The organism is Streptomyces sp. NPDC002181, assembly GCF_042890485.1.
Classification (GTDB): domain Bacteria; phylum Actinomycetota; class Actinomycetes; order Streptomycetales; family Streptomycetaceae; genus Streptomyces.
In genome coordinates, this window is the sequence record NZ_JBIASC010000004.1 from 67,152 (window position 1) to 87,500 (window position 20,349).

17 protein-coding genes and 1 tRNA gene are annotated in these 20,349 nt (G+C 72.2%); 14 read left to right on the top strand and 4 right to left on the bottom strand.

Translation table 11 applies throughout. From position 1 onward, the window contains the following. Nucleotides 1–10 precede the first annotated feature (10 nt). From ACFYXV_RS12700 to ACFYXV_RS12735, 8 genes are all read left to right on the top strand, one after another. Nucleotides 11–2,098 carry a (2Fe-2S)-binding protein gene (locus ACFYXV_RS12700; RefSeq protein WP_389382867.1) on the top strand — a complete coding sequence of 696 codons (2,088 nt, stop codon included), beginning with the start codon at nt 11–13 and terminating at the stop codon, nt 2,096–2,098. Beyond that, nucleotides 2,095–4,440: a xanthine dehydrogenase family protein molybdopterin-binding subunit gene (locus ACFYXV_RS12705; protein ID WP_385475025.1), complete on the top strand. Its 2,346-nt coding sequence runs from the start codon at nt 2,095–2,097 to the stop codon at nt 4,438–4,440. The genes ACFYXV_RS12700 and ACFYXV_RS12705 overlap by 4 nt, the downstream gene beginning before the upstream one ends. Before the next feature lie 169 nt (nt 4,441–4,609). Continuing rightward, nucleotides 4,610–5,155, top strand: a complete 546-nt coding sequence (locus ACFYXV_RS12710) for a hypothetical protein (RefSeq protein ID WP_385475027.1) — start codon at nt 4,610–4,612, stop codon at nt 5,153–5,155. Further along, nucleotides 5,152–6,603 (top strand): WXG100 family type VII secretion target, encoded by a 1,452-nt coding sequence (locus ACFYXV_RS12715; RefSeq protein ID WP_389382868.1) that lies wholly within the window; start codon nt 5,152–5,154, stop codon nt 6,601–6,603. The genes ACFYXV_RS12710 and ACFYXV_RS12715 overlap by 4 nt, the downstream gene beginning before the upstream one ends. A gap of 21 nt (nt 6,604–6,624) precedes the next feature. Continuing rightward, a complete protein-coding gene (gene mycP / locus ACFYXV_RS12720; RefSeq protein ID WP_389382869.1) occupies nt 6,625–7,806 on the top strand; it encodes a type VII secretion-associated serine protease mycosin in 1,182 nt (393 codons plus the stop codon). Nucleotides 7,807–7,907: 101 nt separating this feature from the next. Then, nucleotides 7,908–8,336: a hypothetical protein gene (locus ACFYXV_RS12725; protein WP_385475033.1), complete on the top strand. Its 429-nt coding sequence runs from the start codon at nt 7,908–7,910 to the stop codon at nt 8,334–8,336. A gap of 11 nt (nt 8,337–8,347) precedes the next feature. After that, a complete protein-coding gene (locus ACFYXV_RS12730) occupies nt 8,348–10,663 on the top strand; it encodes a DUF6571 family protein (RefSeq protein ID WP_389382870.1) in 2,316 nt (771 codons plus the stop codon). A 38-nt stretch (nt 10,664–10,701) separates the two neighbouring features. Next, nucleotides 10,702–11,211 carry a hypothetical protein gene (locus tag ACFYXV_RS12735; RefSeq protein WP_389382871.1) on the top strand — a complete coding sequence of 170 codons (510 nt, stop codon included), beginning with the start codon at nt 10,702–10,704 and terminating at the stop codon, nt 11,209–11,211. 51 nt (nt 11,212–11,262) lie between these two features. On the opposite strand, the gene ACFYXV_RS12740 is transcribed toward ACFYXV_RS12735, so the two are convergent. Continuing rightward, a tRNA-Cys gene (locus ACFYXV_RS12740) sits at nt 11,263–11,334 on the bottom strand. 171 nt (nt 11,335–11,505) lie between these two features. Between ACFYXV_RS12740 and ACFYXV_RS12745 the strand changes: the two genes are divergently transcribed. From ACFYXV_RS12745 to ACFYXV_RS12770, 6 genes are all read left to right on the top strand, one after another. Continuing rightward, on the top strand, nt 11,506–12,984 hold the full coding sequence (locus tag ACFYXV_RS12745) for an MFS transporter (RefSeq protein ID WP_385475038.1): 1,479 nt from the start codon (nt 11,506–11,508) through the stop codon (nt 12,982–12,984). 126 nt (nt 12,985–13,110) lie between these two features. After that, nucleotides 13,111–13,311, top strand: a complete 201-nt coding sequence (locus tag ACFYXV_RS12750; RefSeq protein ID WP_389382872.1) for a hypothetical protein — start codon at nt 13,111–13,113, stop codon at nt 13,309–13,311. 47 nt (nt 13,312–13,358) lie between these two features. Further along, entirely contained in the window at nt 13,359–13,730 is a 372-nt protein-coding gene (locus tag ACFYXV_RS12755; RefSeq protein ID WP_389383061.1) for a type II toxin-antitoxin system death-on-curing family toxin, read from the top strand. A gap of 117 nt (nt 13,731–13,847) precedes the next feature. After that, nucleotides 13,848–15,632: a DEAD/DEAH box helicase gene (locus ACFYXV_RS12760; protein ID WP_327132269.1), complete on the top strand. Its 1,785-nt coding sequence runs from the start codon at nt 13,848–13,850 to the stop codon at nt 15,630–15,632. A gap of 444 nt (nt 15,633–16,076) precedes the next feature. After that, complete coding sequence (locus ACFYXV_RS12765) at nt 16,077–16,718, top strand: IclR family transcriptional regulator (RefSeq protein WP_030158675.1); 642 nt, start codon at nt 16,077–16,079, stop codon at nt 16,716–16,718. 101 nt (nt 16,719–16,819) lie between these two features. Then, a complete protein-coding gene (locus ACFYXV_RS12770) occupies nt 16,820–17,617 on the top strand; it encodes a PDZ domain-containing protein (RefSeq protein ID WP_385475044.1) in 798 nt (265 codons plus the stop codon). On the opposite strand, the gene ACFYXV_RS12775 is transcribed toward ACFYXV_RS12770, so the two are convergent. The 3 genes from ACFYXV_RS12775 to ACFYXV_RS12785 form a co-directional block, all read right to left on the bottom strand. Beyond that, nucleotides 17,547–18,899: an MFS transporter gene (locus ACFYXV_RS12775; protein WP_389382873.1), complete on the bottom strand. Its 1,353-nt coding sequence runs from the start codon at nt 18,897–18,899 to the stop codon at nt 17,547–17,549. The two genes, ACFYXV_RS12770 and ACFYXV_RS12775, sit on opposite strands and share 71 nt — an antisense overlap. A gap of 194 nt (nt 18,900–19,093) precedes the next feature. Next, the gene (locus tag ACFYXV_RS12780) at nt 19,094–19,681 is read right to left on the bottom strand and encodes an ArsR/SmtB family transcription factor (RefSeq protein ID WP_385475047.1); all 588 of its coding nucleotides are present in this window, start codon (nt 19,679–19,681) and stop codon (nt 19,094–19,096) included. A 134-nt stretch (nt 19,682–19,815) separates the two neighbouring features. Beyond that, nucleotides 19,816–20,286, bottom strand: a complete 471-nt coding sequence (locus tag ACFYXV_RS12785) for an Lrp/AsnC family transcriptional regulator (protein ID WP_385475049.1) — start codon at nt 20,284–20,286, stop codon at nt 19,816–19,818. Nucleotides 20,287–20,349: the final 63 nt, after the last annotated feature.

The following is a 20,349-nucleotide window of genomic DNA, read 5'->3' on the forward strand; positions in this document are numbered from 1 at the left end:
GAACGAGAACGTGAGCGGAACGACGGGCGACGCGGGTCCCGCGGGCCACACCGGCACCGGCTGGGGCTGGGAGCCGGTCCCGCAGGGCGGCGAGTACGACTCCGACGCGACGGCCTTCGTGAAGCTGCCGCAGGACATGCTGGACGCGCTCGGCACCGGGGAGCCCCTCGCGGCGCCCGGGCACGGCTACGTGCCGCCGCCGATGATCGTGCCGCTGGGTTCGGGCAGTGCGGATCCGGCGGCGACGGGTACGTGGACCATGCCGGCGCAGTGGCCCGAGGCGGGGACGGCGGGCCGGGGCGGCCCGGGGACCGCGGGTGCCCCGGCCGGCGCCCACGCGCCCGCGCCGGTCGGAGGGCCGATCCCGGCCTCGATCCCGCTTCCGGCGTCGGTGGCGGCGGCGTTCGAGGGTGCGGGACAGGATCCCGTCCGGGCATCGGGCCAGGCGGCCGGCCAGGCCGCGGTCCCCGGGGCTGGTCCGGCTTCGGCTTCGGCTTCGGCCGAGGGTGCGCACGATCCCGGTGCCACCGCCGAGTGGCGGTTCCCGGAGGCGGTCCAGGACTCCGAGCCCGTGACCACCGGCCAGTGGACCCTGCCGGAACTGCCCGAGCAGACCGGCGAGTTCCGGCACAGCGCCCCGGCGGCCGACTGGAGCCAGGCTCCGGCGACGCTGCCGGGCGGCGCGGCGGCCCCCTGGGCGACCCATCCCGACTACGAGGCGGCGGCCGCCGCCGCCGGTCAGGGTACGGCCGGTCCGGGTGCCGTGATGAGCTCGGGCGTGCTGCCCGAGGCGCGCCCCGACGCGGGTGACACCGGGACCTCGGGCGCCGGCCTGCGGCGGCTCGGCGGCCCCGGCGTCGGCGGCCCCGGACGCGGTCCCCGCGTGCTGGGCGGCCCCGGTGTGGGCACGCTCCCGGAGGCGGCGGAGCCGGAGCCGGGGCATGCTGCCCCGCACGACATCGAGGCCGCCCACGGCCCGGCGGGGACGCCGGTCACGGCGGAACGGCCGCATCCGGGGGCGGAGGCCGCAGAAGCCGCTCCGGCGGCCGGGATGGCTTCGGCGTCCGTCGCGGCCGCGGAGTACGTGCTGTCGGGCGGTCACGGGGTCGGCGGCGTCGCCGGCGGTGACGGCGGCTTCACGGGGTCCGGGGACACCGACGGGCACGGATTCACGGCATCGGGCCACGGCCCCGCCGGGGCGGAGCCCGGGCCGGGCGGTGAGCACGGGCCGGGCGGTGAGCACGGGTTCACGGCGGAGCCCGCCGCGGAGCGGGCCCCGGAGCCTGCCGGTACGGACGGGCGGGGTTTCGCCTTCGCCGGAGCCGGGGCTCCGGGAACGCCGGGTGGGGACACCGCGGACATCGCCGCGGCGACTCCGGATGCGGGCGGGGGCGAAGGCCTCCCGGCCGAGGGGGCGGCGTACGAAGAAGACGCGACAGCCGGGGCCGTCGCCCATCACGAGCATCCGCTGGCGTCCTACGTCCTGCGCGTCAACGGCGCGGACCGGCCCGTCACCGGCGCGTGGATCGGCGAGTCCCTGCTCTACGTGCTGCGCGAGCGCCTCGGCCTCGCCGGCGCCAAGGACGGCTGCTCGCAGGGTGAGTGCGGGGCGTGCGCGGTGCAGGTCGACGGCCGGCTCGTCGCCTCCTGCCTGGTGCCGGCCGCGACGGCGGCGAGCAGCGAGGTGCGGACCGTGGAGGGGCTCGCCGGTGGCGGGGAACTCTCGGACGTGCAGCAGGCGTTGTGCAGGTCGGGTGCGGTGCAGTGCGGGTTCTGCGTGCCCGGCATGGCCATGACCATCCACGACCTGCTGGAGGGCAACCACGCCCCCAGCGAGCTGGAGACGCGCCAGGCCCTCTGCGGCAACCTGTGCCGCTGCTCCGGCTACAAGGGCGTCATCGAGGCCGTGCGCGAGGTCGTCGCCGAGCGCGAGGCGTCGGCCGGGGCCGAGGCGCCCGGGACCGGGACCGGGACCGCGACCGGAAACGGTGCGGGGTCCGGGAGCGGGGCCGTGAGCGGCTCTGGCGCGGAGGCGCGCATTCCGCACCAGGCGCCGCCCGGCGAGGGCGGGATCCACCACAACGGAGGCATGGCGTGAGCGGGCACGACGCGGCCACGGCCACGACGACGGTATCGGTCTCCACGGGCGCCTCGGCCACCGCGGCGCCCGAGGCGGGCGAGCAGGAGGTGCCACGCGGAATCGGAGCCTCCGTGCCCGCCGCCGACACCCGCGCCAAGAGCGAGGGCACCTTCCCGTACGCCGCCGACCTGTGGGCCGAGGGCCTCCTGTGGGCCGCCGTCCTGCGCTCCCCGCACGCCCACGCCCGCATCCTCTCCATCGACACCTCCGCGGCCGCCGCCATGCCCGGCGTGCGCGCCGTCGTCACCCACGCCGACGTCCCCGGCGCCACCACCCACGGCCGCCGCGTCGCCGACCGGCCCGTCTTCGCCCACGACGTCGTACGCCACCACGGCGAGCCCATCGCCGCCGTCGCCGCCGACCACCCGGACACCGCCCGCCTCGCCGCCGCCGCGATCGCCGTCGAGTACGAGCTGCTGGACGCGGTCACGGACCCCGAGCAGTCGTTCGGCGCCCCCGCCCTGCACCCCGACGGCAACCTGATCCGGCACATCCCGCTCCGCTACGGCGACCCGGAGGCCACCGGCGAGGTCGTCGTCGAGGGCCTGTACCGGATCGGCCGCCAGGACCCCGCGCCCATCGGCGCCGAGGCCGGGCTGGCCGTGCCGCGGCCCGACGGCGGCGTGGAGATCTACACCGCCTCCACCGACCCCCACCTGGACCGCGACCTGGCGGCGGCCTGCTTCGGCCTCGAACCGGACCGGGTGCGGGTCGTCGTCACGGGCGTCCCGGGCGCCACGGCCGACCGCGAGGACGCGGCGTTCCAGCTGCCGCTGGGCCTGCTGGCGCTGCGCACCGGCTACCCGGTCAAGCTGGCCGCCACCCGCGAGGAGTCCTTCCTCGGCCACACCCACCGCCACCCGACGCTGCTGCGCTACCGCCACCACGCGGACGCGGAGGGGCGGCTGGTCAAGGTCGAGGCCCAGATCCTGATGGACGCGGGCGCGTACGCCGACTCGTCCTCCGAGTCGCTGGCGGCGGCGGTCGCGTTCGCCTGCGGCCCGTACGTGGTCCCGCACGCCTTCGTCGAGGGCTGGGCCGTCCGTACGAACAACCCGCCGTCGGGCCATGTGCGGGGCGAGGGCGCGATGCAGGTCTGCGCCGCGTACGAGGGCCAGATGGACAAGCTCGCGGCCGCGCTCGGCATCGACGGCGCCGAGCTGCGCCTGCGCAACGTACTGGCGACGGGCGACCTCCTGCCCACGGGCCAGACGGTGACCTGCCCGGCGCCGGTGGCCGAACTCCTGCGCGCGGTCCGCGACTTCGAACTCCCCTCCCTCCCGAAGGACACCCCCGAGGACGAGTGGCTGCTGCCGGGCGGCCCGGAGGGCGCGGGCGAGCCGGGCGCGGTGCGGCGCGGGGTCGGGTACGGCGTGGGCATGGTCCACATGCTCGGCGCGGAGGGCACGGACGAGGTCTCGACGGCGACGGTGAAGGTCGTCGACGGGTCGGCGACGGTGATCTGCGCCGCGGTCGACACCGGCCAGGGCTTCTCCACGCTCGCCCGCCAGATCGTCCAGGAGGTCCTGGGCGTCGACGAGGTGGTCACGGCCCCGGTCGACACGGACCAGCCGCCGGCGGGCGCGGCGGCGCACGGCCGCCACACGTGGGTGTCGGGCGGCGCGGTGGAGCGCGCGGCGAAGATGGTCCGCACCCAGCTCCTCCAGCCGATGGCCCACAAGCTGGGCATGTCGACGGAACTCCTCCAGGTCCAGGACGGCCGGATCACGTCCTACGACGGCGCGTTCTCGACGACGGTCGCGGAGGCGATGGCGGGCAAGGAACTCTGGGCGACAGCCCAGTGCCGCCCGCACCCGACGGAGCCCCTGGACGGCGACGGCCAGGGCGACGCGTTCGTCGGCCTCGCGTTCTGCGCGATCCGCGCGGTGGTGGACGTGGACATCGAGCTCGGGTCGGTACGGGTGGTCGAACTGGCGGTGGCGCAGGACGTGGGCCGCATCCTCAACCCCCGCCAGCTGGAGGCCCGTATCGAAGCGGGCGTCACACAGGGCGTGGGCGCGGCTCTGACGGAGAACCTCCGCTCGGTGTCGGGCCTGGTCCGCCACCCGGACCTGACGGGCTACGCACTGCCGACGTCGCTGGACGCGCCGGCGGTCCGGATCGTCAAACTGGTCGAAGAACGGGACGTGGTGGCGCCGTTCGGGGCGAAGGCGGCGAGCGCGATCCCCGTGGTGACGACCCCGGCGGCGGTGGCCTCGGCGGTACGCGCGGCCACGGGCCGCCCGGTGAACAGGCTCCCGATCCGGCCATCGGCGGCGGTGGCGGCGCCCAACTCGTGACCGTGTGACCCGCATTGCACCTGCAACCCCGAGGTTGGGGCTGTCGGTACCGGTCGCTAGAGTGATCGGTAAGACGTAGTGCGTGCGCGATTGAACGGGTGCGAACGGGGAGGGGCCACGGCGGAAACGCCGCGACCCCGGGGATTTTCGGGGAGTCGGGGAGGCCATCGTGGCAGAAGACAACGGGGCGGGCCTGGTGGGAGCGAGCCTCGCGCTGGGCTTGCCGGGTCCGATGGGTGCGCTTGCGGGGGCGGCTTACGGGGCGACCGCTGCGGCACTGCGGGTCCAGTACGACGACTTGAAGGACTATCAGAAGCTGGTGGACAGCCTCCTGAAGACGCTCCAGGAGTCCCCGGCCGATCACGGGAAGCTGGCCGACGGCACGTTGCCGCAGGCAGCCCTGGGCAAGGGCTTCGCGCAGGCCGAGAAGCTCTTCAAGGCGTACACCACCGTCCACACGGAGCTGCAGAAGCTGTCGAAGGGGCTGGCGGTGCAGATCGAGGCGCTCGGCATCGCCATCCAGTCCGCGGGCGGCGGCTACAGCCAGGTGGACGAGGAGACGAAGCGGCGCATGGCTCTGCTCGCCAAGCAGGCCCATGAGCAGTACGAGCGGAAGCGGGACCCGTACGCGGACGAGTCGGCCGACGGCGGACAGCCGGGCACGCCGAACACGCCGCAGCCGAACGGGACGAAGAAGGGCAGTTTCTTCGGATGAGCGAGTTCGAGGGCTACACACACGCGCAGCTGTACGCCATGGTCGCTGCGATCGACCCGGACAAGACCTTCAACTGCGCCACGCAGCTCACCAACGCTGCGAAGGCGATCGAGGAGATCGGGAAGAAGCTCAAGGACCACAAGGTCAAGGGCTGGGAGGGCGAAGCGGCCGAGGCCTTCCAGAACTGGGTGAACCAGACGGGCAGCGCGACCCTGGTGCTCGCCGAGTACAGCGCCGCCGGCGGCAAGTACATGGCTGAGACCACGCAGATCATGCGTGAGGTCAAGCCGACCGACTACGGCGCGGGCAACATGCCGAACTACAGCGCGTCCGCGGAGGCGACGCTCAGGGCGAACCTGGCGACGTCCCGTGAATACCACAACGACCCGGATGCGGTGAAGCTGGGCCAGGACGCCTGGTCGAAGCTGAACGGGGACCACGCGCGGGCCGTGGACGCGATGACCAAGCTGGCCGGGTCGTACGACAAGTCGGCGCAGCAGATGGATGCCGCGAAGATCCCTACGTTCCCGCCGCCGCCGGATGTGCTGGTGCCGCCGGCTATCTATGGCTCGGACGATATGGCGAGGCCTGGAGGAGAGTCCGGCGGAGGAGCCGGCTCGACAGGTTCTTCGTACGCGCCCCAAGGCTCGTCACACAGCACGCCCTCGGGTGATTCCGGTACGGTGCCCGGGCGTTCGGTGCAGCCTGACAACACGGTCCCCTCCGTGCCCACGCCGTCGGTTCCGGACCGCGAGGTGGGCGTGGACCTCGACAGCACCGCGACGCTTCCGCATCGGACTCTGCCTCCGGTGACGACCGCGCCAGGACAGCTGCCCACGGGTCCCGTCGGCCCTACTGGGGGCCCCGTTATCCCGCCTGTGGGCTTCCCGCCGGCCGGCGGCCTGAAGCCGCCCGGCCTCACCGGCCCGGGCATCGGTCCCTACCCGGGACTGGGCGGTCCCGGCACGCCTCCTTCCGGCGGCAAGGTCCTCGGCACGCCGGGAATGGCCCCGCGTGACAGCGGCATCACGGGAGGCCGGCCTGTGACGTCCACCGGACCCGGCTCGGGCATCCCGCGCGGCACCGTCATCGGCGAAGGAACCCAGGCCGGCCGTGGCATGGGCGGCGGCATGGGACACGGCGGCGGTCACGCAGGAGGCCAGGGCGGCTTCGCGGCAGGTCGTCGACTCGCCTCGGAGCCGGGAGGCGTCGTCGGAGGCCGCCAGCCCGGTGCGGGCACTCGCCCGATCGCGGGCGGCCAGCCGTTCACCCAGGGCGGCTCGGGTCTTGTGCGCAACGGCGCGGGTGCCATGGGGCACGCGGGTGCACGTTCACAGACGCCGGGCAAGCGGCGGGACGAGCAGCACGGCGAACGCGCTGACTACCTGGTCGAGGACGAAGAGACCTGGCAGAGCGACCGTCGCGTCGCTCCGCCAGTGATCGACTGAGCAGAACGGACGTTGCACGAGATGCACATGCGCAAGGCGACCGCGGCCCTGGTGGGCCTACTGCTGGCCGGGGTCGCCGCGACCCCGGCTCATGCAGGGACCATTCGCTCGCAGCAATGGCATCTCGACGCCATGAAGGCGGACGAGATCTGGAAGATCACCACTGGCAAGGGGATCACTGTCGCGGTGATCGATACCGGCCTCAAGCGCATCCCGGAACTGCAAGGACAAGTCGTTCCCGGCGCGGTCTTTCCTGTGGGTGATGCCCCCGGCGACCAAGACAATGACTACGACGGTCACGGCACCGGCATTTCCGCGATGATCGCTGCTAGCGGAAAGCACCCGAGTGGTGACGGTGCCTATGGACTTGCCCCCGGGGCCAAGATCCTCCCGATCCGTGTGCCTGACACGCTGGAAGGGTCGAATACCCCGTCGATTGTCGCGGCCATTCGATACGCCGCGGACTCGGAAGCCAAGGTCATCAACATCTCGCTGGCCACCGGCGGGAAGCCAGAGGACGATCGGGATCGCGCTGAAGCGGTGAAGTACGCCCTCTCTAAGGGAAAGCTGATCTTCGCTGGCGTGGGCAACAACGGGAATTCAACCAACAGGCTTCTCTACCCGGCCGGGACTCCTGGAGTGGTCGGCGTTGGAGCAGTGGACGCCACTGGAGAGCCGACCAAGGAGTCCCAGCACGGATCTCAGGTGGATTTTTCTGCACCGGGGATGGACATCGTCACGGCTTGTACCGGCAAGACAGGACTGTGCAAAACCCACGGCACCAGTGATGCGACCGCCCTCGCCTCCGCCTCCGCGGCCCTGATCTGGTCCGCGCACCCCGACTGGACCAACAACCAGGTCCTGCGGGTCCTGTTGAACACCGCTGCGAAGCCCGTCGACGGGTCCGCGCGCAACGACTTCATCGGCTACGGCATCGTGCGGCCGAGGGTCGCTCTCGACACGCCCGGTGACCCCGGTCCGGCCGATGTCTTCCCGCTCCCCGACCTGGCGGCGGCGGACGGGAAGAACTCGCCGACCCCGTCGGCCGACGGCAAGAAGCCCGAGTCCAGTGCGCCCGCTCCGCAGGCAGCGGCCAAGAAGGACGGCGGTGGCGGCCTTCTGTGGATCGGGCTCGGGCTCGGCGCCTGCGTGCTCATCGGAGGGGCCGTCACCGTGGTCGCCGTCCGACACAGGAAGGCCTGACGGCGACCGAGCGCTCATGGGGAGACTCGCTGCCGGAGCCGTAACCACAAGCAGCGATCAGCGTGTTAGACGTTGATGTGACACAGGGAGAGAAGCACGCGATGTCGTTCGACGAGGAATGGTCCACCGCGCGCGCCACGGCCGCGGCCAACGTCTCGATGCGCCTGAACCACGTACCCGCCGACCCCGGCGGTGGCGGCACGGCCGGCGGCGATCTCGAGATCAATCAGGACCACATCGGCGCCATCGGCTCCGAGGCCTACAAGCTGCACACCCGGCTCCTGACCGACGGCAAGCACGCCGCCACCGCCACCAGCGAGGCCGCCGGCGCGCTCACGAAGGAGAGCTTCGGGAGCGGGGCGGCGCTGCTGAAGGTCGGCAGCATGTGGGAGAGCCAGGTGAAGACCCTCGTGGCCGCCTGCGCGAACATCTCCAACGGGCTCAACTACTCGCTCTCCGCCCACGCCAAGGAAGAGCAGCAGTTGTACGCAGACTTCACCACGTCCGCGATCGACAAGTACCTCAAGTAGGCGGCCCCTCCATGCTGACGTACGAGAACGTGATGAACGCGCCCCTGGACAAGCTCCAGACGGCGGCCACGGACTGGAAGGCCATGGCCGACAAGCTGGACGAGATGGCCGAGGCCGCTCGCAACGGCATGAAGGCCAAGGCCGACAAGGCGCAGTGGAGCGGGGTCACCGCAGGCGTCGGACGGGCGTTCGTCGACAAGACGGCCAAGGAGTTCGAGGACGCGGCGAAGGAGGCCAAGGGCGTCCACCAGCTCCTCAGCGACGGCCACACCACCATCAAGACCGCGCGGGACGCGCTGAAGAAGGCCGTCGACGAGGAGGCTCCGGCCGCCGGGTTCCGCGTGGACGCGGCCGGCAAGGTCTCGGCCGTTCCGATGGACCCGAAGACCGAGTTCGCTGCCCGGCACGACCCGGACTACCCGGAGTTCAAGCGCAAGCAGGAGGAGAACCGCAAAGCCTGGCAGGCGAGGGTCGACCGGCTCGTGGAGGACTGCGCGGACGCAGACGACTCCCTGGCCCGCGCGCTGCGCGCGAACGTCTCGGACGACCACGACTTCACCGCGCCGAAGTACACCACCCTCGACGGCGAGCAGGCCGACCGGGCGGCCGAGCTGATGAGGAAGCTCAGCAAGGAGCCGGGCGGCGTGGCCCGCGATCCGGGGGCGCTGCGCGAGCTGGAGGACCTGCTCGACGACAACCGCAACGACGCGGAGTTCGCCCCGGACTTCTACCGCAAGCTCGGCCCCGAAGGCACGCTGGAGGCGTACGCGAAGCTGTCCATCGACGCCTCGACCCTCGGTGAGGCCGGCAAGGACCGCCTGGCGATGGTCGGCAACATCCAGAACGACATGGGCGCGATGCTGGGTCTCGCCACGCAGCAGAGTTCGCCGAACCACCTGGACGCGGCGTGGACGACGGGCCTGATGAAGGCCGGCCGCAAGGAGATGCAGGTCACCGGGGATATGACCAGCAGGATCTACGGGTACCAGGCGCTGGGCGCGCTGCTCCACGAAGGCAAGTACGACAAGGAATTCCTGACCTCGGTCGGCCGGGACATGGTCGCCTTCGACCGCGAGAACCCGAAGGCATGGGAGCACGGATCCCCGTACGACCCGAAGACGGTGCTCAGCCAGGGCAAGGACGGCAGCCGCGGCTTCTACCCGCTGACGGGTCTGATGGACGCGATGTCCCACAACCCGGACGCGGCGACGGCCTTCTTCAACGAGCCGGTCCGCCAGGACAGCAACGGCGACGGCATCGTCACCACGGCCGACAAGGCCGTGTCCGGCCAGCACGGCAAGGCCCGGGGCATGGTCGACTACATGCTGGACAAGGAGTCCTGGGCCGACGCCTTCGACCGGACGCCCAGCCACCCCTACGGCGAAGCGGGTCCGGCCCAGGAGGCACTCGGCGGCGCCCTGGAAGCGGCCGTCTCGGGCCGCGTACCGGGCGACGAGGACGCGAAGCCGGTCCCGCACACCAAGGACATGACGGCGATCATGGAACGCGTCGTCGAGAAGATCGGCGACGACCCGTCCCTGGTGGCGCAGGACCCGGACGACGAGGACAAGAAGCCGAGGCTGGGCCCCATGGCGGGGCACTTCGGCAACATGGCGGCGGAATACATCCCGGACCTCCAGGCAGCCGCTGAGAACGGCGGCCACCAGATCAAGGTCACCGGCACGATGGCCGAATTCGATGAGGGGACGGTGTCCCGCTTCCTCGGTGCGGTCGGCCAGGACCCCGAGGCCTACGGCGCCATCACCAACGCGAATCAGGCGTTCACGGCGGTGCTGGTCAACGATGTCGTCCAGCACCGGGACCAGTACACCTTGTTGGGTGACGCGGTGGGGATCGCAGTACAGCCCGGCGGTCAGATCGCAGGCATGATGACGGAGGCCCGTGCCCAAGGCATGCATGCCGAGACCGCCCACACGAACGAGGAATACGTGAAGGGCGTCGAGGACGGCGCCAAGTGGATCAACCGTGGCATCTCGGCGGTTGGCGGCAAGTACCTGGAAATGGTGCCCGTCGCCGGCGACATCGTGGAGTGGGTCCAGGAAGACGTCACCGAGTACTTCGTCGAGGATGCGAAGGACAAGGGCAAGGAAAAGACCGGCGACACCGAAAAGGCCGTGGCGGACATGTACTCCAGAGCGGATCTCAGCACCAGTAGGGCAGCGGAAAGCGCGGTGCGCAGCTCGGCCATCGGTTCGGGTCTCTCGCAGAAGGACATCGATACGTTGGCCGGCGTGGCATCCAAGGAGTCCTCTGTCGCGCACTCGGTCGGCCGTGACCTGGTGGACAGCTCGAAGGGGTCGTCGTAATGCCTTCGGCGGCATCGGTGCGATCCGTCGCAGCAGTCGTGACCGCCGGCATACTGCTGGTCGGCTGCTCAGGCAACGAGGAGAAGGCCGCCACCGCTTCGGAGATGCCGGAGCGGTTGTGCTGGGGAGCCTTCGACGCCAAGGTCGTGGCGCCCCTGCTGGGCAACGGGAAGAAGATCACGGAGGACACGCGGGACGCGTTCTCCTTGGCAGCCGATCTGGACAAGATCACCTGTCGCGTTCAGCTGGACGGGGCGACTGCGATGACGGCATTCGCGTGGCGCAAGCCTTCAGGCAGCGACTCGTTCTGGCAGGCACTCGACTCCCTGCATCCGGAAAAGCTCGACCTGGGACGCAAAGGCCTGGTGTGGGATGGCGGTGCCACGCTCTTGTACACATGTCGAACTCCGGAAGGGTCCTTCGAACTGGAGCTGGGCATCGACAACGGTCCGGCGTCCATTGACAGTGCCAAGGCCAAGTTGCTGAATGCCCAGCTCATGAAGGATTACCAGGACTTCACCCGCAAGCGGCTGAATTGTGCCCCCTGACGTACGGGACGGACGAAGGCCGCCCAGGGGGTGCTGGGCGGCCTTTGGGAGAAGCCGTGGCGGGAATTGAACCCGCGTGCCTCGCTTTGCAGGCGAGTCCCTCAACCACTCGGGCACACGGCTGTGGGGTGGTGACTTCCACGACCGTACGAGGGGGTGACGGGTGAGGGAAGGGAGGCGCTGGGGATGCAATGCGACTGCCATGGCGCGTTCACAGTCGTAGGTCCCGGGACCGAGGCGGGATGCGACCAATTGACAGGGGCGTAGCCCGGGGGTGGGGCTTACTCTGGGGCGATGAGTGCCCTTGAAGACCGTCTGTCGCAGCGCAGTGTGCCGGTTCCTCCGGAGTCGGAGGGCGGGATCCTGGGGTCCGCGTACCGGGTGCTCAGCATCGGGATCATTTCCGTCATCTTCCTGATCGCCTTCGAGGCGACCGCCGTCGGGACGGCCATGCCCGTCGCCGCGCGCGAGCTGGACGGGATCGGGCTCTACGCCTTCGGTTTCTCCGCCTACTTCACCACCAGCCTCTTCGCCATGGTGCTGTCAGGGCAGTGGGCCGACAGGGAGGGGCCGTTGCGGCCCCTGACCGTCGGGATCGCCGCCTTCGCCGCCGGCCTGGTGTGCGCCGGGACCGCCGGGGTCATGTGGATCTTCGTCCTCGGGCGGGCCGTCCAGGGGTTCGGGGGCGGGCTGGTCATCGTCGCGCTGTACGTCGTGGTGAGCCGGGCCTACCCGGAGCGGCTGCGGCCCGCGATCATGGCCGCCTTCGCGGCGAGCTGGGTGGTGCCGTCCATCGTCGGGCCGCTGGCCTCCGGGGCCGTGACCGAGCACCTCGGCTGGCGCTGGGTGTTCCTCGGGATACCCGTGCTGGTCGTCGTACCGCTGGTGGTGGCCCTGCCCGCGATACGGCGCACCGCGTCCGGGCCGGTGGATCCGGGCGCGCCGCCCGCCGCCTTCGACGGGAGGCGGATCCGGCTGGCGTTCGGGATCTCGGCCGGGGCGGGGCTGTTGCAGTACGCCGCGCAGGACCTGCGGTGGCTCTCGCTGCTGCCGGCCGCCGCGGGCGTGGCGCTGCTGGTGCCGGCCGTACGGGGGCTGCTGCCGCGCGGTACGTACGTGGCCCGGCGCGGGCTGCCTTCGGTGGTGCTGCTGCGCGGGGTGGCGGCGGGGTCGTTCATCTCGGCGGAGAGCTTCGTGCCGCTGATGCTGGTGACCCAGCGGGGGCTGAGCCCGACGCTGGCCGGGTTCTCGCTGGCGGCGGGCGGGGCGACCTGGGCGGGGGGCTCGTGGCTGCAGTCGAAGCCGCGGATGGCGCCGTACCGGGAGCGGCTGATGGTGGCCGGGATGGTGCTGGTGGCCTTCGCGATCGCGGCCGCGCCGGCCGTGCTGATCGAGGCAGTGCCGGTGTGGACGCTGGCGGTCGGCTGGGCTGTGGGGTGCCTGGGGATGGGGCTGGTGACCGCCTCGACGAGCGTGCTGCTGCTGGAACTGTCGGCGCCGGAGGAGGCGGGGGCCAATTCCGCCGCGCTGCAGATCTCGGACGCGCTGGCCAATGTGGTGCTGCTGGCGGCGGGGGGCGCGGCCTTCGCCGCGCTGGGCGGGGGAGCGGTGGGGGCCGCGCACGCCGTCGCCGCCGAGGGGGCGGGCGCGGGTTCGCACCCGGCGGCGTTCGTCGTGGTCTTCCTGCCGATGGCGTGCGTGGCGCTGGTGGGGGCGTGGGTCGCGACCCGGCTGTACGGGGAGAAGCCGGAGCCGGTCGCCGCGCCGGCGTGAACGGTCCGGCGCCCGGCGCCCCGGCGCCCGACGTCCAGCGTCCAGCCTCTTGTGCCCCGGCCGGCGGCCCCGGGGCAGGGGCGAAAACACGGTGAGGGCCCGGGCGCCGCTGCGTACGCTGCCCGGATGGAGAACTTGATCGTTCGGCTCGACGGCGGTGACCGGGCCCAGCTTGCCGATCTCGCCGATGCGAGCGGGCGCACCCCCGAGGACGTCGTGCGGGAGGCCGTGCGGCGGTACCTGCGGGACGAGCGGGCGCGGGTCGGGGACGAGGCCGCGCGCTTGGCGCAGCGGCACGACGCGCTGCTGAAGCGGCTCGGCCAGTGAGCGGCCCCGGCCCCCGCCCCGGCGGCAAGGCGGCCCGGTCCGGCGGTGTGCGGTACCTGACCCTTGCCGAGGTGCTCGACCTCGCCCGCCACGCCTGCCTGGAGCAGAGCGTCGAGCTGCGTGCCCCCGGGCTGCTGGAGTCCGCGGTGCACCGGCCCCGCGCGCGGATGTTCGGGACTCCCGCGTACGCGGACCCGTACGAGCAGGCCGCCGCGCTCCTGCACGGGATCGCGATCAACCACCCCCTCGTCGACGGCAACAAGCGGACGGCCTGGCTCGCCGCCGCGACCTTCCTGGCCGTGAACGGCATCGACCTCGCCGGCGTGGACCAGGACGCCGCCTACGACCTGGTCATCGACGTGGCCGCCGGCCACGAGGCCGATGTGGCGCGTCTCGCCGAGCGGTTGCGCCGGATGTGACGCTCGCCGCACCCGCCGAGGTCACGGGCCTGTCCCTCCCCGAGGGGCCCGTCGGCCCCGGTAGGGTGGCCCGGTTGTCCTACGTACGACCGCCGCCGAGAGCCCGAACCGGAGACCGTGACTACTACCGCCTCCCACCACCTCTCACCCGCCTTTCCCGGCCGTGCCCCTTGGGGTACCGCCAGCAAGCTGCGCGCATGGCAGCAGGGTGCGCTGGACCGGTACATCCAGACCCAGCCCCGCGACTTCCTCGCGGTCGCGACGCCCGGCGCAGGCAAGACGACCTTCGCGCTGACGCTCGCCTCCTGGCTGCTGCACCACCACGTCGTGCAGCAGGTGACCGTCGTCGCCCCCACCGAGCACCTGAAGAAGCAGTGGGCCGAGGCCGCCGCCCGGATAGGAATCCGGCTGGACCCGGAGTACTCCGCCGGGCCGCTGAGCAAGGACTACCACGGGGTCGCCGTCACGTACGCGGGCGTGGGCGTGCGCCCGATGCTGCACCGCAACCGCTGCGAGCAGCGCAAGACGCTCGTCATCCTCGACGAGATCCACCACGCCGGTGACTCGAAGTCCTGGGGCGAGGCCTGCCTGGAGGCCTTCGACCCGGCGACCCGGCGGCTCGCGCTGACCGGCACGCCCTTCCGGTCCGACACCAACCCCATCCCCTTCGTCACCTACGAGGAGGGGAACGACGGGATCCGGCGGTCTTCCGCCGACTACACCTACGGGTACGGGAACGCGCTGGGCGACGGTGTCGTCCGGCCCGTGATCTTCCTGTCCTACAGCGGCAACATGCGCTGGCGCACCAAGGCGGGCGACGAGATCGCCGCCCGCCTCGGCGAGCCGATGACCAAGGACGCCATCTCCCAGGCCTGGCGCACCGCGCTGGACGCACGGGGCGACTGGATGCCGAACGTGCTGCGCGCCGCCGACCAGCGCCTGACCGAGGTCCGCAAGGGCATCCCGGACGCGGGCGGGCTCGTGATCGCCTCCGACCAGGACTCGGCGCGCGCGTACGCCAAGCTGATCCGCGAGATCACCGGCACCAAGGCCACCCTCGTCCTCTCCGACGACACCGGCGCCTCGAAGAACATCGACACGTTCAGCGCGAACGACGACCGCTGGATGGTCGCCGTCCGGATGGTGTCCGAGGGCGTCGACGTACCGCGCCTCGCGGTCGGCGTGTACGCGACGACCATCTCGACCCCGCTCTTCTTCGCGCAGGCGGTCGGACGCTTCGTGCGTTCGCGCAGGCGCGGCGAGACGGCTTCCGTCTTCCTCCCGACCATTCCCTATCTCCTCGGCTTCGCCAACGAGATGGAGGTCGAACGCGACCACGTCCTCGACAAGCCCAAGAAGAAGGGCGAGGAGGACCCGTACGCCGAGTCCGAGAAGGAGATGGACGAGGCGAACCGGCAGGAGGACGAGGACACCGGCGAGGACGAGCAGATGTCCTTCGAGGCGCTGGAGTCCGACGCCGTCTTCGACCGGGTGCTCTACGACGGCGCCGAGTTCGGCATGCAGGCGCACCCGGGCAGCGAGGAGGAGCAGGACTACCTCGGCATCCCGGGCCTGCTGGAACCGGACCAGGTGCAGATGCTGCTCCAGAAGCGGCAGTCCCGGCAGATCGCGCACAGCCGCCGCAAGCCGGACGCCGAGGCGGACCTGCTGGAGCTGCCGGCCGAGCGGCGGCCGGTGGTCTCGCACAAGGAGCTGCTGGAGCTGCGGAAGTCGCTGAACACGATGGTGGGCGCGTACGTCCACCAGAGCGGCAAGCCGCACGGTGTGATCCACACGGAACTGCGGCGCGTGTGCGGCGGGCCGCCGAGCGCGGAGGCGACGGCGGGACAGCTGCGGGAGCGGATCAAGAAGGTGCAGGAGTGGGCCACCCGGATGCGGTGACCCCGTTGCTCCCTCCACCGCTTCCTCTCTCCCCGTCCACCGTTCCTACGGACTGACGGGCGGGCCCCGGGCGGAGTTTCGTACGGGGGCGCCGTCACGTTCCGTGTCCGGACCGCGGGCCGGCCCGGCGGCGCCCGGGTCCCGCGGCCCCCGATCGGCGTCGGCCGATCGCACAGGCGCACGCGGTCGGTCCAGGTAACGAAACGACTCCGGCGGCGATCGTTTACCGGCATAAAGGGGTAGTTGGCGCCCGGATTCTGGACGAGCCCTTCCGCTGAGCGGACCCGCTCGCTAATGTCCCCGCATCGAACGCCCCGTGGCAGAGCCGCCGCGGGAGCGCAGCCGGTGCCATGGCCGCTACCGGCGGCCTCTCGTGCGTCGCCGTGGGACCGGCGCCGCACATCCTGAGAGTCACCGCCGCTCACCGAGAGAGGGAGAGGCGTCGTGACCGCGGAAACCTCCCAGACTCTGGACCGAGGACTCAGGGTCCTCAAATTGCTCGCCGACACCGACCACGGTCTGACCGTCACCGAGCTCTCCAACCGCCTCGGTGTCAACCGCACCGTGGTCTACCGCCTGCTGGCCACCCTTGAGCAGCACGCCCTGGTCCGGCGCGACCTGGGCGGCCGGGCCCGTGTCGGGCTCGGCGTACTGCGTCTCGGCCGGCAGGTGCACCCGCTGGTGCGCGAGGCGGCCCTGCCCGCGCTGCGGTCCCTCGCCGAGGACATAGGCGCCACCGCGCACCTGACCCTCGTCGACGGCACCGAGGCGCTCGCCGTGGCCGTCGTCGAGCCCACCTGGACCGACTACCACGTGGCCTACCGGGCCGGCTTCCGCCACCCGCTGGACCGCGGGGCGGCCGGGCGGGCCATTCTGGCCGCCCGTCAGGGCACGCTGACCGAGCCCGGGTACACGCTGACCCACGGGGAGCTGGAAGCGGGCGCCAGCGGAGCAGCGGCCCCGCTCGTGGGCATCACGGGGCTGGAGGGCAGCGTGGGCGTCGTGATGCTGGCCGACGCCGTGCCGGAGCGGGTCGGCCCGCGCGTGGTGGACGCGGCCCGAGAGGTGGCCGACGCCCTGCGCTGACGCGTGTCCGGCCGCGCCCCGGCCGGGTACGGGGAGCCCGCCCGGCCGCGTCCCGCACGGTGGGGCGCGGGGCGCGCGGGGGCGCCCGATACATTGGCCGGGTGCTCTCTCGCCTCACACGTCTGCCGCGTCCCGCCGCCCTGGCCGTCTGCGCCGTGCCCGTGCTCGGGCTGTTCGCCGTCGCCGCCTTCGCGCCGCTGCCCTTCGTGATCGCCCAGCCGGGTCTCACGGCCGACGTGCTCGGCGACCGCGACGGCAAGCCGGTCATCTCCGTGACGGGCGCCCCGACCCGGCAGACCACCGGCCAGCTGCGGATGACCACCATCCAGGCCACCGGCCCCTCCACCACCGTGACCCTGCCCGAGCTCGTCGACGACTGGTTCGACAGCACCCGGGCGGTCATGCCCAAGGAGGCGGTCTACCCCTCCGGCGGAAGCGACAAGGAGATCGAGGCGCACAACCTGGAGCAAATGGCCGCGTCGCAGTCCACGGCCACCCAGGCCGCCCTCGGCTTCCTCCACAAGGACCCGAAGGACGTGAAGGTCCAGCTGAACCTCGCCGACGTCGGCGGCCCCAGCGCCGGCCTGCTCTTCTCCCTCGGCATCGTCGACAAGCTCGACGGGGACGGCAGCGGCGGTGACCTCACCGGCGGCCGCACCATCGCCGGTACGGGCACCATCAGCGCGGACGGCAAGGTCGGCGCCGTCGGCGGCGTGGCCCTGAAGACCCAGGCCGCGCGCCGCGACGGGGCGAGCGTGTTCCTCGTACCGGAGGCGGAGTGCTCGGACGCGCAGTCCGAACTCCCCGAGGGGCTCCGGCTGGTGCCCGTCAGCTCGCTGACGGACGCGGTGCAGGCGCTTCGTGCGCTGACCCGGGGAGAGCCGGTTCCTTCCTGCTGATCCCGGGCTGGTCCGCCGGCTCCGGGCCGGCCGGGCCGCGGCCGCTCTCCACCGCCCTGTCCACCGGGCGCTCCATCGTCCGCCAGGCGGGGAAGACCAGCGGTGAGAGGGTGACCAGCAGGTACGTGCCGCCGAACAGGAGCAGCGCCCGCGTCGCCCCGAACCCGTCGACCAGCAGGCCCGCCGCGAGCCCGCCCAGCGGCATGGTCAGCTCGCAGCCCGCCGTGGTCACGCCCGAGACGCGGCTGCGCAGCTCCTCCGGAACCCGCTCGTAGATCACGGTGGTCAGGATCGGGTTGAGCATGCCCGCGCCCAGCCCGGACAGGGCCATCGCCACCGCGAGCGGCAGCGGGGTGTCGGTGAAGGCGGCGGCGGCGTACCGGGGGGCGCCGCACAGCAGGAAGGCCGCGGTGAACACCGCCCGGCGCGGGAACCGCTCGCCCCACACCCCGTAGAGCAGGGCGCCCAGCAGCGCGAAGCCGCCGAAGACGGAGACGAGGAGGCCGACTGCCGTGGCGCCGCCGAGGGCCTCGCGTCCGTGCACGGGCAGCAGGACCGCGGACCAGCCCTGGTCCAGGCCGTTGGTCATCATCACCATCACGGTGATGCCCAGCAGCAGCCGGGTGCGGGTCAGGAAGCTCCACCCCTCGGCCAGTTCGGCTCGGTAGCCGGCGAAGGAGATCTTCCCGGCGGCCGGCTGCGGCTCGGCGGCAGGGACCCCGCGCAGGAAGGCGCTGACCAGCAGGGCCGAGACCGCGAAGGTGGCCGCGTCCAGCAGCAGGGCCGACTCGGCTCCGAAGAACGCGATCAGTACGCCGGCCAGCGCGGCCCCGATCATCCGGGCTCCGCGCGAGACCGCGTCGTACAGGCTCGCCGCACGCCCCACGGTGGTGCCGGCGTGCTCGGCGAGGCTCGGCAGCAGGACGCCGCGCGCGGTCAGGCCGGGCGTGTGGACGAGGCCGCCGACGGCCATCAGCGCGCACAGCATCCAGAACTCCAGCACGCCCGCGTAGTGCAGCAGCGGGATCGCGCCGACCGAGACGGCGCAGACGAGGTCGGAGAGGGCCGAGACCCGGCGCCGGCCGATCCGGTCGATGACGGGACCGCCGACGAGGGCGGCGACGATCACGGGCAGGGTGGCGCAGAACGCGACGACCCCGGCCCGGCCGGCGCTGCCCGTGGTCTGGAGCACGAACCACGGGACGCTGATGAGGGTGACCGCGCTCCCGGCTATGGAGATGGCGTTGGCGGCCAGTACCGCCGCGAAGGGCCGCCGGCTCATGCGGGGTACGGGAGGTGCGGGGCGGGCACGGTCCGGGCGGTGTGCGCCTCGTCGTGGATCTCGGCGGGCGTGCAGGCGTGCACGGCAGGGCTCCTTCTTCGGCGCGGGGACTGAGGGGGAGGGGCGTGCCACGTCCGGTCGACAGGGCGCCCCGTCCGATCGACGAGGCACCGCCGTGATCCGAAGGACACGGCCTAGTCGTCGGCGCGCGGCAGCGCGTGCGTGTGGAAGCGGACCGCCCGGGTGCCCTCCTCGGGGGGCAGGTCGCGGTAGCTGTCGATCAACTCGTGGAGCTTGTGGATGAGTTCGAGGCTGCGTGCGGGCGTCAGGCGCAGGGTGAAATCGCTGATGTCCGAGGCGCGCCGCCACTCCTGGGGCCAGTCGTGAGCCGTGCCGAGCCAGGTGCTCATCTCCTGCGTGTGGATCGTCGCGATCTCGTGCAGGAAGAGGTCGGCGGCGCCGCGCGTGGCCGGGTCCTCGTCGTACAGCAGCTCCTCGTCGAACCGGGTGCCGTCGTGGGCGGCCCGCCACCAGCGCTCGCGGCCCTTGCCGCGCTCCGGCGCGTCCTCGACGAAGCCGTGCGCGGCGAGCTGGCGCAGGTGGTAGCTGGTGGAGCCGCTGGACTCGCCGAGGCGCTCCGCCAGTCGGGAGGCCGTGGCGGGGCCGTCGTGGCGCAGTGTGGCCAGCATGCGCAGGCGCAGCGGGTGGGCGAGGCCGCGCAGCGAGCGGGCGTCGAGCGTACGGAGCTGTGGTCGCGGGGTTTCCGCCGGCTCTTCGGGCATGGCACGACAGTAGAGTTGCAAAGAGTTCTATGCAAGGGTTTCTTTGCAGCGTGTCCTTCGGAACCTTTGCGGCGCGTCCTCCGCGCTGCTCACCGCCTCACCGTCTCCCCGCCTCACCGCCTCACCGCACGGGCTCAGCCCTCCTGCGCCGCCTGCTCCACCAGCGGGATCACCCGCAGCGGCACCGGGTTCTCCATCACGATCGCCGTCGAGGCGCGCACGATCCCCTCGAAGCCGACGACCCGGTCGATCACCCGCTGCAGATCGGCGTTGGACCGGGCCACGAGCCGGCACAGCATGTCCCCGTGCCCGGTCGTGGTGTGCAGCTCCAGCACCTCCGGCACGCCGTTCAGGTATGCCCGTACGTCTGCCCCCTGGCCCTGTTTGATCTCCAGCGTCGCGAAGGCGGTCACCGGGTACCCGAGCGCCGCCGGGTCCACCTGGGGGCCGAACCCGCGGATGACCCCGTTCGACTGGAGCCGGTCGAGCCGGGCCTGCACGGTGCCGCGGGCCACGCCGAGCCGGCGCGAGGCCTCCAGGACCCCGATCCGGGGCTCGCGTGCGAGGAGGACGATCAGCCGGCCGTCGAGTTCGTCGATTCCCATGGCTGCCTCCCAGGCGCGGGGGTGGTCATACTGCACAGATCTCTCAGCCATCCTCCGCCTCGA

Coding starts and splice junctions, on each gene's coding strand:
- ACFYXV_RS12715 (WP_389382868.1), top strand. CDS start 5,152: ATGAGCGAGTTCGAGGGCTACACACACGCGCAGCTGTACGCCATGGTC.
- ACFYXV_RS12725 (WP_385475033.1), top strand. CDS start 7,908: ATGTCGTTCGACGAGGAATGGTCCACCGCGCGCGCCACGGCCGCGGCC.
- ACFYXV_RS12750 (WP_389382872.1), top strand. CDS start 13,111: ATGGAGAACTTGATCGTTCGGCTCGACGGCGGTGACCGGGCCCAGCTT.
- ACFYXV_RS12730 (WP_389382870.1), top strand. CDS start 8,348: ATGCTGACGTACGAGAACGTGATGAACGCGCCCCTGGACAAGCTCCAG.
- ACFYXV_RS12780 (WP_385475047.1), bottom strand. CDS start 19,681: ATGCCCGAAGAGCCGGCGGAAACCCCGCGACCACAGCTCCGTACGCTC.
- ACFYXV_RS12785 (WP_385475049.1), bottom strand. CDS start 20,286: ATGGGAATCGACGAACTCGACGGCCGGCTGATCGTCCTCCTCGCACGC.
- ACFYXV_RS12775 (WP_389382873.1), bottom strand. CDS start 18,899: ATGAGCCGGCGGCCCTTCGCGGCGGTACTGGCCGCCAACGCCATCTCC.
- ACFYXV_RS12745 (WP_385475038.1), top strand. CDS start 11,506: ATGAGTGCCCTTGAAGACCGTCTGTCGCAGCGCAGTGTGCCGGTTCCT.
- mycP (WP_389382869.1), top strand. CDS start 6,625: ATGCACATGCGCAAGGCGACCGCGGCCCTGGTGGGCCTACTGCTGGCC.